The following is a 12,490-nucleotide window of genomic DNA, read 5'->3' as shown; positions in this document are numbered from 1 at the left end:
AAGCTCACTCGTACAACAATCAAAAATCAAAGAAAATTTTCTAGGAATGAACTGAGCCATCAGGCATAATTGCCCCAGTTAAAATTGCTCCGGTTAATTTGACCATAATTCGGTCTTTTGTACCTACTTTTGCTCCTTTTAAATTAGCTTTACTTAAATTTGCTCCACTCAAGTCAGCACCAATTAAATTGGCTTCCTGTAAATTGGCTGAAGTTAAATTTGCGCCTAATAAGTTGGCGCGAAATAAGTTGGCTTGAGACAGATTTGCTTCTTGTAAATTGACTTTGTGTAGAAAAGAATCGCTCAGATCGGCTTTACTTAAGTTAGCTTTGCTCAAGTTTCTCCCCGATAAATCTTTTTCTTTCAACTCAGCACCCCGTAAATCGGCTCCAGTCATATCGGGATAGTGAGGACGGTAAGGTTGATGGGGGGAAGATGAAGCAGTGGCTTGCTGGGGCGACTTAGAAGCAGAATAGTAAGACTGAGAACTACTCTGTTGGGGCGATTGCGATCCCGAGTAATAGCTTGAGGGAGGTGATTGCTGCTTGTAGCTCGACTGTGAAGCTGAGTAGTAATCTGACTGGTACGGTTGCTTATAGCTAGATTGCGAATGTGACTGCTGGTGCGACTGAGTAGAGTCGTAGTGCGATTGCGACGGTTGTTTGTAGCTAGATTGTGAATTATTGCCGTTCGACTGCGAACTTGCCTGCTGACGCGATCGCGCGGTTGAATCGTAATATGACTGAGAATTATTGCTGCTCGACTGCGAATAACTTTGCTGGCGCGATTGTGACGCTGAGTAGTAATGAGATTGAGAATGAGCCTGCGACTGTTTAGATCTACTGCGAGACTCTGGTTTTGGTTGCGCGGGAGTAAATTTACCCGTGCGAGTCTGAATTACCCGCAATTGCTCTCGCGCTTGATTAATTTCTTTTAATTTTTCTTGCGCTTTTTGCTGCAACCGCTGATTCTCTTTCGGGATGCGATCGGGATGCCAAATAAAAGCCAAGTCCTTATACGCCTGGTTAATTTCTTCCAGGGAGGCTCCAGGCTCTAATCCAAGTACTCTGTAGCAGTGGTTCAGGTCTAACATTACTACTGCCGCATCCTCACTAGCTTGGTATTACCCATGATAGGCAGCTAATTGCGTATTCGCTACCTTCTTTTAGGCGATCGCCTAATAAGAAACTTAAACTAAACTTATCACTACTGAGACAACACTAGCTCAAGAAAGCAGGAGGCAGATGACAGCAGGATTTAATCTATACGGCATCAGCCAGTCGTGCTGATTCAACTATATAGTTATTCTTGCCATAATCCGCTACATTTTTTCTTGAATTCCCCAGCCTCCAGCCGCCAATTTTCCATGTCGAGTCATGCCATTTGATTTTCAATTGCCCAACGTGCTAGCTCAGTACGATTGTGCAATCCCGTTTTACCAAGCATATTAGACACGTGGCTTTCTACTGTCCGCTGACTCACATTCAGTTCTTCGGCAATATCGCGATTAGCTAGACCTCTCGCCACATATTGCACGACTTTTAGCTCTGTTTGCGTCAGATGCACGTCAAAAGGAACTTGAATTTTTGTCTCGTTTTCGCCGTTGCCACCTGATTGTTGTCTCTGGCGATAAGCTTGTTTAAGAGAAGCTTCCACTTGAGCCACTAGTTCCTCTGGCTCGAATGGTTTGACCATGTAGACATCAGCACCGATGTTTAAACCTTTGATTTTGTCTTGGCTTTGACCCTTGGCAGAAAGAAATAGAATCGGAATCCAACTGGTGCGTTCGTCCTGTCTTACCTGATTGACAAACTGATAGCCATCCATTTCTGGCATCATCACGTCACAGATAATCATATCTGGAATTTCCTGCTCCAGAACTTCTAAAGCCTCTCGCCCGTTTTCTGCGGTGATGACCTCATAGCCTCGGAATTCTAGGTAATCCTTGACGAGTAATATGAGGTTGGGGTCATCATCTATTAATAGCAGTCGCTTGTGCTCTTTTACGCTAGTTTCCTTCATGCTGCGCTTACTCGCCACAATTGAGTCAGTCGAACTTTTCAATAGCAGTTTCTCTTGCAATTTATCGGTTTGGTGGTATTTTACTGACCTCGGTCTCGCTGAATTGTAGTCGGAAAGCCATTTTAATCTTCAAAGAAGATTTATAGCTTTAGTGCTGCACTGCAACTGCAAAGATTTCAGTCTTAGTACGGACACCTAATGATACGCCCTATTTGGTATAACTTAGGCGATATCATTATATATTCTTTTTTCGGCGTTGTCGTATAAAACCTGATACAATAGCAAAATATACCTATCTTTATTTGAAAGAATCAGTAAAACCCACTAAAGTAGGAGCAAACGCCAAAATTTGTACTGAGAAAAGTCAGTCAATTTTGTTTGCTAAATCAAATATTCTTTGTAACTATCCTTAATAAACTGTGATGAGATGGGGTCTCGTGCAAAAGAACTGATGGCTTTTTAGTTATTTTGCCAAGTTATTTTGCCAATTCTATTGACTTCTCTGATGCTGCACTAGTTGTCATCAGCGATCGCGTCTGATGTCGGTTCTGGAAGAGGATGAACGAGAAAGGCATATTCGCGCACAATTTGGTTGCCGATGAGATGTTCTTGGATAATCCGTTCGATAACTTCGGGGGTTGCCTGACGATACCAAACCCCATCGGGATACACTACGAGAATTGGACCATTAGTACAGACGCGCAAGCAGTTAGCCTTCGTGCGAAAGATACAACTGGGGCGATCGCTCGTTGGTTTATCGAGTTTTAATTGTTTGAGGCGTTTTTTCAAGTAATCCCAAGATTCTAGGCTCGCTTCCTTAGAACAGCACTGCGGTAAAGTCTGGTCGGCACAAATAAAAACATGGCGTTGAATTTGCGGTAAACCTAAAGCCTGGACGCAAACAGCCAAAGCTTCATCATCTTTTGGTTTACAGGTTTCATCTTGGGGTGTCAGGTTGTCGGTCATTTGAGGAGTGAGGGAGAAAATCTCAGCTTCAGGGAATGAAACGGGTAAGTTACATAATTTACACGCATACACATTGCATTTTAAATTGTCTTGTTCCTCATTATCCCCTTGTCCTCCTTGTCCCCCTTGTCCCCCTTGTCCCCCTTGTCCCCCTTCGCCCCCTAATCCCCCTTGTCCCCCTTGTCCCCCTTGTCCCCCTTGTCCCCCGACTCTCTAGTTCGGAAACCCGTACAATCGAATTTGTTGCCACGATCTCTATCTTTTGGCTAAATTAGCACTCAGGAGTTGAGAGTGCTAACAAGGCAAGGAATTTGTATGGCAGCAGTATCTTTAAGCGTTTCTACAGTTAAGCCACTAGGCGATCGCGTATTTGTCAAAGTCAGCGCCTCAGAAGAGAAAACCGCTGGCGGTTTGTACTTGCCCGACACTGCTAAGGAAAAACCCCAAGTTGGTGAAATCGTCGCCATTGGTCCTGGTAAGCGTAATGATGATGGTTCTCGCCAAGAATTAGAAGTTAAGGTTGGAGACAAAGTTCTTTACTCTAAGTACGCTGGCACAGACGTAAAGCTAGGTACAGATGAGTACGTGCTGTTGTCTGAGAAAGACATTTTAGCAGTTGTTAGCTAATCGGTAATGGGTAATGGGTAATGGGAGATCCACAACTACCAATTACCAACTACCAATTCACAAAATCTAAAATCCAAAATCTAAAATCCAAAATCGCAAGACAACTATGGCAAAGCGCATTATTTACAACGAAAACGCTCGTCGCGCCCTAGAACGGGGTATGGACATTCTAGCTGAAGCGGTAGCCGTTACGCTGGGTCCAAAGGGTCGTAACGTGGTGCTAGAGAAAAAGTTTGGCGCACCGCAGATCGTCAATGATGGCGTAACCATCGCTAAAGAAATTGAATTAGAAGATCACGTAGAAAACACTGGTGTATCTCTAATTCGTCAAGCTGCTTCCAAAACCAATGACGCTGCGGGTGATGGTACAACCACTGCAACCGTATTAGCTCACGCCATTGTAAAAGAAGGCTTGCGTAACGTTGCTGCGGGTGCAAATGCAATTTCCCTCAAGCGCGGGATCGATAAAGCGGCTAACTTCCTAGTAGAAAAGATTGCCGAACACGCTCGTCCTGTAGAGGATTCTAAAGCGATCGCTCAAGTCGGTTCGATTTCTGCTGGTAACGATGAAGAAGTTGGCAGCATGATCGCTGAAGCGATGGATAAGGTGGGTAAAGAAGGTGTCATTTCCCTAGAAGAAGGGAAGTCCATGACAACCGAACTAGAAATCACCGAAGGGATGCGCTTTGACAAAGGTTACATCTCTCCCTACTTCGCTACCGATCCCGAACGGATGGAAGCTGTTCTAGACGAACCTTTCATTTTGATTACCGACAAGAAAATTGCTTTGGTACAAGATTTAGTCCCCGTACTAGAGCAAGTTGCACGTTCTGGTCGTCCGCTGCTGATTTTGGCAGAAGATATTGAAAAAGAAGCGCTAGCAACCCTAGTTGTTAACCGTCTGCGTGGCGTACTCAACGTAGCTGCGGTCAAGGCTCCTGGGTTTGGCGATCGCCGCAAGGCTATGCTGGAAGATATCGCTATCCTCACTGGTGGTCAATTGATTACTGAAGATGCTGGTCTGAAGCTGGATAACACCAAGCTAGACATGCTCGGTAAAGCACGCCGGATCACCATTACCAAAGACAACACCACAATTGTCGCTGAAGGTAACGAACAAGCTGTTAAGGCTCGTTGCGAACAGATTCGCCGTCAAATGGACGAAACCGAATCTTCCTACGACAGAGAAAAGCTACAAGAGCGCTTAGCTAAACTAGCTGGTGGCGTTGCTGTGGTCAAAGTCGGTGCTGCAACTGAAACCGAAATGAAAGACCGCAAACTACGCCTGGAAGACGCGATTAACGCTACCAAAGCCGCCGTAGAAGAAGGTATCGTTCCTGGTGGTGGTACAACCTTGGCTCACTTAGCTCCTCAGTTGGAACAGTGGGCAAGTAGCAGCCTCAAGGGTGAAGAATTAATCGGTGCATCAATTGTAGCTCGCGCTCTAACTTCTCCCCTGAAGCGGATTGCTGAAAACGCAGGTCAAAACGGTGCGGTCATCGCCGAGCGCGTCAAGGAAAAAGATTTCAATATCGGCTTCGACGCTGCTAAAAACGAGTACGTCGATATGTTTAGCGCTGGTATTGTTGACCCTGCTAAAGTGACTCGTTCCGCGCTGCAAAATGCTGCTTCTATCGCTGGTATGGTGCTGACAACTGAGTGTATCGTGGTTGATAAGCCTGAACCAAAAGATGGCGCTCCTGCTGGTGCTGGCGCTGGTATGGGTGGCGGAGATTTCGATTACTAAAGTTTGTTAGAGGTAGGCTACTGTTTACCTCAATTGTGAAGAATACAGCTGCTTCCCTTGGGAGGTGGCTGTTTTTTTATAAAGTCAAAAGTCAAAAGTTAAAAGTCAAAAAACCGATCGCATTTGTATTTTACGTGCCACCTGCATCCATCTCTGTTTAAAATTTCTACCATTTTCCAAAACAGAAGCTATTGACTATATCTATGGCTAGGCGACAGACAGGAAAATGTTAATTTAATCTCAAGTTAATCGAGCGAGAACGCAGAGAGATGCTCCACCGCCAAACACCAACAGGAATAATTGCGATCGCACAACCAACTCATGCTTGGATTGCAGGTTGTCTGGCACAAGCTTGGGGAAATCAAGATTTTGGGAATTTTACGCCTAGAGAAGAAGTTTGTCTTGGTGCGGCAATACACGATATTGGTTGGGTCTTTTGGGAAAACGAACCGACTTTAAATCTCCAGACGGGTTATCCCCATAATTTTATGGAACTCCCTTCAGAAATCTCGGTTAAGATTTGGTCTGGTGTCAAGCATTTAACTTCGTCTTACGGTAGATATGCAGCGTTATTGGTTTCGCTCCACGGTACGGGATTGTTTGAGCGCTTCCGAAAATGGGAAAATTCACCTGAATCTACTCAGTTAGTAGAAGAATATTTGCAGCAAGAATATGCTTATCAAAAACAGCTCGTTAATTATTTACAGAATGACTCTTACTATGCAAATCATACAACTCCAGAAGTAATTCAACGCAATCGCAAATTAGTAGCAATTTGGGATTTATTATCACTTGCTTTATGTATGGGACTGCGAGAGGAAAGGCAATTTCATGATATTCCTACTGCATCTGGGGAAACGACTCTGACTCTAAGTCCTGTAGATGATAATTTTGACAAAATTAAAGTTGAACCTTGGGCATTTGAACGAGATGAAGTAAAACTCAATTATGATGGGCGAGTTTTAAATGAAAAGGTTACCGATGAAACTCAAATGCGTCAGGCTTTGGCAAATGCAGAATGGGTAAATATGTCTACTGTTTTGATTCCAATGTAGAAACGTTATGTAGAGACGTTACATGTAACGTCTCTACATTGAATTGGAATTTATTCCCGAGCATTTCTCGTAATTTCAATTGAAATTCTGCCGCTAAAATCTGGTATGGGTGCGGCGGGTTTAGATAATTTTACTTTAACTTGTTCTATCCCCTTCACTGCTAAAATAGATTCCGCGATCGCTGTTGCTAGTTTTTCGACTAATGCAAACTTAGAAGTCTTAACTAAATGCTGAACATTACTAATAATATTACGATAATCGATTGTGTCTTCAATAGCATCGCTCTTACCCGCCACTGACAGATCTAACCACAGCGTTACATCAACCTCAAACCATTGTCCTAATATCTGTTCTTCTGGTAAATATCCAGTATAACCATAACAGCAGATTTTTTCTAGATGAATGCAGTCCATAGAATTAGGGTAATTGGTAATTGGTAATTGGTAGAATTTGTGTTAAATTAATTATATTTTACAGTGCGAAAGTAAGACTTGAATTGGATGTAAAGGTACGAAACTATCAAAGCGTTTTATCTGAGAACGGCAAGAGTAACCAGTAGCTAAACAAAATTTTCTCTGTTCTACATCGGATGAAATTTGCCGTCTCCAGCTCATAGCATAAATTCCTTGAGATTCATTATAGTGTTCGGCTTCATGTCCGTAAATACCCGCCATGCCACAACAGCCTGTAGCAACTAAACTCAAAGGAATTTTTAACATTTGAAAAATCTGCTGCCATTGTTTTTGTGAGTTTAAAGCAATCGTTTTTTCGGTACAGTGACCGAATAAGTAATAACGATCTGATTCAGATATGCGATCGCCAATTTTTTGCTTTAACCTCGCTTGGTTTTCCCACAAAAATTCTTGCAATAACTGCACTCGAAAGCTTGCTTTTAAACCTTTAATTTTGATATACTCATCTCGGTAGGTTAGGACAATACTAGGTTCAATTCCTACAAGGGGAATTTCTAGTTTTGCTAATTGATTTAAATAGTCAGTATTTTTTTGCGCGATCGCTTGAAATGTTTTTAAAAACCCTTTAACGTGCAATGTCTTTCCATTCACGAAAAAAGGTGGAACGTACACTGTATAACCTAACTCGCGCAAGCAATCGTAAGTATCGAGAACTATTTGCGATTCGTAAAAGCTGGTAAAAGCGTCTTGCAATAAAATAACGCTGTTTGCTCGTTCTAACTTGCTAAGAGTAGATAATTTCTCTAAATCAAAAACTGGTGCTTGTCTTTGTTTTAATCCCTGTCTGACAGTCAGCGTGCTGATTGCGGGTGGATCGACCATTCGCACGAATTTTTGAATTAACCAGCGCGTCACGAAGTTTTGAGTCAGAAAATTGAATAAGACAGGTGCGTGAGATTGCCAATTGGCGAGAGTTTCAATATTCCCAACGAAATAATCGCGCCAATGCCTCAGATAGCGGGTGTGGTAAAGTTCGAGAAATTGTGCTTTCAGACTGGGAATGTCTACATGAATCGGACATTGACTAGCGCACGCTTTACAGGAGAGACAACCGTGCATTCCGTTATACACTTCATGGGAATAGTCATAACTTCCCCAGATCTTAGTTAAATTATTCCAGAACTTGAGGGGTAAACTTCCAGATTTTTCTATTTCTTCACTTTTATTGATGGCTAATTGCCGCAACCATTCTCTCATCAAACTGGCACGACCTTTAGGCGAGTGAATGCGATCGCCTGTAATTTTGGCAGACGGACACATGACATCATCGGGATTGTAGTTAAAGCACGCGCCATTACCGTTACAGCTAAAAGCAACTTCGTATTGCGATCGCACTTCTTTTGCAACTTGGCGATCGAAATGTCCCCGTAAAGGTGCTTCGACTCGTACCACTTCGTTATAACTGGCGTTTGGTGCGACAATTTTGCCTGGATTTAAGCGATTTTCAGGATCGAAAGCTGCTTTGATTTTGCCTAAATCGGGATAGAGTTCGCCAAAAAAGGTAGGAGTATATTCGCTGCGAAAACCTTTACCGTGTTCTCCCCACATTACACCACCATATTTTCTGACCAACGCCACAACTTTGTCAGATAATTCTCCGATCAGTGCTTCATCTTGTGGTACTTTCAGGTCTAGTGCTGGTCGAACGTGCATACAGCCTACGTCTACATGACCGTACATGGCATAATCGAGCTGATAGGCATTGAGTAAAGTTTGAAATTCGCAAATATAGTTAGCTAGACACGCTGGCGGAACTGCGGTATCTTCAATAAAAGCAATTGGTTTGCGATCGCCTTTAGTATTACCAAGGAGTCCTACACCACGTTTGCGTAAGTCCCATAAATGAGAAATTTCTGTTTCGTTTTGCGCCAAATAATAACCAGTTGGTTGCTGAGGCTGGTTTCGATTTAAGGTAATGCTTTGGCAGATTCGAGTAAGTTTCTGTGCTAATTCCTCTAAGTCGTCACTGCTAAACTCAACTAAGTTGATTGCTTTTGCACCTAGAATAAAATGTTTGACTTTTTCATAAATCTCATCTTGTCTCGCCAGACTGAGAATTTTTTCGTCAATGGTTTCTATAGCTGCGGGTGCAAAAGCTAATAAAGTCTCTGCTGCAAATAAAGCATCGTTAAAACAGTTATAGTGAATGGCTATTAATTTTTTATATTTAGGAATCGGAGTTAACTTTAATTTGGCTTCGGTAATAATAGCAAGCGTTCCTTCCGAACCTGCTAAAAGCCAGTTTAGATTAAATGTTTGTTCTGGCGGTGAATAAACCTTTGCCAAGTTATATCCCGTCATAAATCGAGGCATTTTAGGAAAACTTTGCTCGATGATTTTTTGCTTGGTTGTAACAATTTCATTAACTTGACTGTAAATATGTCCGATGCTATTTGGTTGTTGCTTTAGATGATTTAATGTATAAAGGTTAATAGCGTGCGATCGCCCCCCAGTCCCATCTGCTAAAACCCAATTTAACTCTAAAATATGGTTGCTAGTGCGTCCGTAAATCCGCGAACCTTGACCGCAAGCATCAGTATTAATCATACCTCCAATCGTCGCACGGTTACTAGGAGATAAAGACGGTGCAAAAAATACTCCATAAGGCTTTAGTTCGGCATTCAATTTATCCAAAACTACCCCTGGCTGCACTCGTACCCATCCCTGTTCCAGATTTATTTCTAAAATCTGGTGCATGTACTTAGAACAATCAATAATAATTCCAGGGGAAAGCGATTGACCGTTAGTTCCCGTTCCTCCACCTCTGGGTGAGAAAGTTACAGATTTAAATGGTTCTTGCTGTGCTAATTGAAATAAATGCACTAAATCTTGTTCGGATTTAGGATAGACAACCGCTTGCGGTAAAATTTGATAGATACTATTGTCAGTTGACATCATCAATCGACTGGCAAAATCGGGGCGAATTTCTCCTGAAAATGGTGTTTTCGCCAGTGCATCTAAAAAAAGTAGATATTCGGGTTTTAAGTTGTCCTTTAGATTTAGCTTGGGAATCATAATTATACGCAATCTACTAATAAAGCTTTTAAAAGAGTTGATGACAGCAATCGGTTAAATATTTACTAGAGATTATTTATACTGAAACTCATATATTGCTACCTCACTATTTTGCGATCGCTCTTGACTGATAACTGGTAACTGATAACTGATAACTGTAAATGAAGTTAATTCGCCTTTTTCTCAGCGCCTCTTGGCAAAGTATCACTTTAGCAGTGCTGACTAGTGTACTCAGCGGTGCGAGTAGTGCTGGAATTATTGCCCTAATTAACACATCATTGCGAGTAACCAATCACGTCAACCCAGTTCTAGCACTAGGATTTGTAGCACTTTGCCTCATACTGCTAATCTCAACGGCAACATCTCAAGTCTACATTGCTCGATTAGCAGAACGGATTATTTTCGATCTTCGACTGCATTTGACGAGTCAAATTTTAGCTTGTCCTCTACGACAGCTAGAAGAAATTGGGATTCCACGACTGCTGGCGGCTTTAACACAAGATATTGAGATAATTGCCAATGCATCTGTCCTCATCTCTATGCTTTGTGTTTTCGTAGCATTGTTGCTAGGTTGCTTATTGTATTTGAGTTGGCTGTCGTTACCGCTATTTAGCTTAACAATGGTGCTGATGCCATTAGGTGTTTTTAGCAACCAATACTTAATTTATCGCGGTAGACATTTCTTAAAATTTGCTCGTGAAGAACAAGACAGGCTGTTTCAGCACTTCCATACCGTAACTGAAGGAATTAAAGAACTAAAACTGCACCAGCAGCGAAGACAGGCTTTTTTAGTAGAAGACTTGCAAGCAACAGCCGTGCGATCGCAACATTATCGCATAACCGCAGCCAATTCATTTGCGATCGGTGGTAGTTGGGGATTAGTGGCGCTGTTCGTTCTAATTGGACTATTCCTATTCGTCGTACCGTTGCTATTTGCGGTTCCCAATGCGGTATTGTCTGGTTATGCTTTGACGCTAATTTTCATGCTGACACCCATCCGTGGCGTACTCAACGCGCTACCGGAACTGCTACGAGCTAATATTGCACTAGAAAAAATTAATACATTGGGACTCTCGTTAAACTCACCCAGTACTGAAGTAGGAAAACTACCAGTAGCAATTCAAAATCCTGATTGGCAATCGTTACGAATAACTGGAGTAACCCATGCCTATAAAGGAGAACGAGAAGACAACCACTTTACTCTAGGACCGCTCAATTTGACTTTATCGCCTGGAGAACTAATATTCATCGTAGGTGGTAACGGTAGCGGTAAATCAACCCTCGTAAAGTTGTTGACTGGACTATACGCGCCTGAAACTGGAAGGATAGAATTTGACGGACAAACTATTACTGATGCTAACCGAGAGTGGTATCGTCAGCAGTTTTCGGTAGTGTTTTCAGATTTCTATTTATTCGATCGCCTTTTGGGATTAGATAATTTAAAGAGTGGCGATCGCATAGCACAAGAATACCTCGAAAAATTACATCTCGATCGCAAAGTTGAAATTGATAATGGAGTATTCTCTAGCACTGCACTTTCTCAAGGACAACGCAAACGTCTAGCACTCCTCACAGCATATCTAGAAGATCGAGCGATTTACGTCTTTGACGAATGGGCTTCCGACCAAGATCCGGCATTCAAAAAGATTTTCTATACTCAACTTTTACCAGAACTGAGAAGCCGAGGCAAGGCAGTTGTAGCAGTCAGCCACGACGATCGCTATTTCGATTTAGCAGACCGGATCGTAAAATTAGATTACGGCAAGATCGAATATGACAAAAATATGCATTGAATATGTGTTGCTAGTAGTTCGCGCACACGTCGATTTGCAATTCGTTGGCAACTACCTCAATCTACTTGCGTCAACCCTAGATATTTTGTTAAATAAGGCGAAAACACCTCATAAATCAACGTCAAAGGCTTTCCATGATGCCAGAACAAGTAGTGACGACCCCAAAAGGGTCCCTTGTGTTGAAATCCTGCTTCTAAAGCCTCTGAGTGACCGTAATAAACTCCTTGCACGTCCCGATATAGCTCAGTCCGCAAACGCGCTAGACTAGCCCAAATTGGTAAGGAACGATTTTGTAAATATTCATCTACGTGGCTGGCTTCCCACCAAGATGCAGCATATGCCAAACGCTGACCTGATTGTTTGCGCAACCACACTTGTCGTCTCAATCTCGGTCCTGGTACGGCTTCAATGATACTTGGTGCATCATCTAAATCCATGCCAACTACTGACATATCAATCACGTCAACTTCCGTGGGTTCCCCAGTTAGCAATTGTAAATGGCGTGTAGGAGAACCATCACCTAACAAAAGTAACTGCCAAGCTGGAGCAAGACGAGTATGAGGCAAGCCTGGTTGTATAGTGTTCTCATCGCCTTCCCAAATGGGTGAGAGACGATGCCAAGACTTAGGTAGTACCTGCTTATCTGTAAAGTTATAAGTCGCAGTCAATTTGTTTACAAAAATTCATGACTTTCTTATTAATATAACAGGAGTCAGGAGCCAGGAGTCAGGAGTCAGAAGAAAGACTTGCAGGTACGAGCAATTGGAAGGGCTGAAGAGGATTTAACACTAA

11 protein-coding genes are annotated in these 12,490 nt (G+C 42.5%); 4 read left to right on the top strand and 7 right to left on the bottom strand.

The features are described from left to right. Positions 1 to 40 precede the first annotated feature (40 nt). The 4 genes from CHRO_RS02915 to CHRO_RS31545 all read right to left on the bottom strand — a co-directional run bounded on the left by CHRO_RS02915 (position 41) and on the right by CHRO_RS31545 (position 3,238). Entirely contained in the window at positions 41 to 1,093 is a 1,053-nt protein-coding gene (locus CHRO_RS02915) for a pentapeptide repeat-containing protein (RefSeq protein WP_015152684.1), read from the bottom strand. A gap of 281 nt (positions 1,094 to 1,374) precedes the next feature. Continuing rightward, complete coding sequence (locus tag CHRO_RS02910; protein WP_015152683.1) at positions 1,375 to 2,022, bottom strand: response regulator transcription factor; 648 nt, start codon at positions 2,020 to 2,022, stop codon at positions 1,375 to 1,377. 513 nt (positions 2,023 to 2,535) lie between these two features. Continuing rightward, entirely contained in the window at positions 2,536 to 2,988 is a 453-nt protein-coding gene (locus CHRO_RS02905) for a (2Fe-2S) ferredoxin domain-containing protein (RefSeq protein ID WP_015152682.1), read from the bottom strand. A gap of 100 nt (positions 2,989 to 3,088) precedes the next feature. After that, entirely contained in the window at positions 3,089 to 3,238 is a 150-nt protein-coding gene (locus tag CHRO_RS31545; RefSeq protein WP_181824263.1) for a hypothetical protein, read from the bottom strand. A gap of 65 nt (positions 3,239 to 3,303) precedes the next feature. Between CHRO_RS31545 and groES the strand changes: the two genes are divergently transcribed. The 3 genes from groES to CHRO_RS02890 all read left to right on the top strand — a co-directional run bounded on the left by groES (position 3,304) and on the right by CHRO_RS02890 (position 6,417). After that, the gene (groES, locus tag CHRO_RS02900) at positions 3,304 to 3,615 is read left to right on the top strand and encodes a co-chaperone GroES (RefSeq protein ID WP_039713348.1); all 312 of its coding nucleotides are present in this window, start codon (positions 3,304 to 3,306) and stop codon (positions 3,613 to 3,615) included. A gap of 106 nt (positions 3,616 to 3,721) precedes the next feature. Continuing rightward, positions 3,722 to 5,362, top strand: coding sequence for a chaperonin GroEL (gene groL, locus CHRO_RS02895; protein ID WP_015152680.1), 1,641 nt, complete (start codon positions 3,722 to 3,724; stop codon positions 5,360 to 5,362). Positions 5,363 to 5,631: 269 nt separating this feature from the next. Then, positions 5,632 to 6,417, top strand: a complete 786-nt coding sequence (locus CHRO_RS02890) for a DUF3891 family protein (RefSeq protein WP_015152679.1) — start codon at positions 5,632 to 5,634, stop codon at positions 6,415 to 6,417. 50 nt (positions 6,418 to 6,467) lie between these two features. Here the strand turns inward: CHRO_RS02890 and folB are convergent, their stop codons facing one another. Together folB and ydiJ are read right to left on the bottom strand one after the other, a co-directional pair. Beyond that, positions 6,468 to 6,830, bottom strand: a complete 363-nt coding sequence (gene folB, locus CHRO_RS02885; protein WP_015152678.1) for a dihydroneopterin aldolase — start codon at positions 6,828 to 6,830, stop codon at positions 6,468 to 6,470. 51 nt (positions 6,831 to 6,881) lie between these two features. Then, positions 6,882 to 9,905 (bottom strand): D-2-hydroxyglutarate dehydrogenase YdiJ, encoded by a 3,024-nt coding sequence (ydiJ, locus tag CHRO_RS02880; RefSeq protein ID WP_015152677.1) that lies wholly within the window; start codon positions 9,903 to 9,905, stop codon positions 6,882 to 6,884. A gap of 161 nt (positions 9,906 to 10,066) precedes the next feature. Between ydiJ and CHRO_RS02875 the strand changes: the two genes are divergently transcribed. Then, the gene (locus CHRO_RS02875) at positions 10,067 to 11,698 is read left to right on the top strand and encodes a cyclic peptide export ABC transporter (RefSeq protein ID WP_015152676.1); all 1,632 of its coding nucleotides are present in this window, start codon (positions 10,067 to 10,069) and stop codon (positions 11,696 to 11,698) included. Between the two features lie 56 nt (positions 11,699 to 11,754). Here the strand turns inward: CHRO_RS02875 and CHRO_RS02870 are convergent, their stop codons facing one another. Then, positions 11,755 to 12,366 carry a chorismate lyase gene (locus CHRO_RS02870; RefSeq protein ID WP_015152675.1) on the bottom strand — a complete coding sequence of 204 codons (612 nt, stop codon included), beginning with the start codon at positions 12,364 to 12,366 and terminating at the stop codon, positions 11,755 to 11,757. Positions 12,367 to 12,490: the final 124 nt, after the last annotated feature.

Origin of the sequence: Chroococcidiopsis thermalis PCC 7203 (assembly GCF_000317125.1) — a bacterium.
In the GTDB taxonomy this organism is placed as follows: Bacteria; Cyanobacteriota; Cyanobacteriia; order Cyanobacteriales; family Chroococcidiopsidaceae; genus Chroococcidiopsis; species Chroococcidiopsis thermalis.
The sequence above is the reverse complement of the archived record's forward strand: the minus strand, read 5'-3'. Positions and strand labels throughout refer to the sequence as shown.

Coding starts and splice junctions, on each gene's coding strand:
- CHRO_RS02915 (WP_015152684.1), bottom strand. CDS start 1,093: ATGTTAGACCTGAACCACTGCTACAGAGTACTTGGATTAGAGCCTGGA.
- CHRO_RS02910 (WP_015152683.1), bottom strand. CDS start 2,022: ATGAAGGAAACTAGCGTAAAAGAGCACAAGCGACTGCTATTAATAGAT.
- CHRO_RS02905 (WP_015152682.1), bottom strand. CDS start 2,988: ATGACCGACAACCTGACACCCCAAGATGAAACCTGTAAACCAAAAGAT.
- groES (WP_039713348.1), top strand. CDS start 3,304: ATGGCAGCAGTATCTTTAAGCGTTTCTACAGTTAAGCCACTAGGCGAT.
- groL (WP_015152680.1), top strand. CDS start 3,722: ATGGCAAAGCGCATTATTTACAACGAAAACGCTCGTCGCGCCCTAGAA.
- CHRO_RS02890 (WP_015152679.1), top strand. CDS start 5,632: ATGCTCCACCGCCAAACACCAACAGGAATAATTGCGATCGCACAACCA.
- folB (WP_015152678.1), bottom strand. CDS start 6,830: ATGGACTGCATTCATCTAGAAAAAATCTGCTGTTATGGTTATACTGGA.
- ydiJ (WP_015152677.1), bottom strand. CDS start 9,905: ATGATTCCCAAGCTAAATCTAAAGGACAACTTAAAACCCGAATATCTA.
- CHRO_RS02875 (WP_015152676.1), top strand. CDS start 10,067: ATGAAGTTAATTCGCCTTTTTCTCAGCGCCTCTTGGCAAAGTATCACT.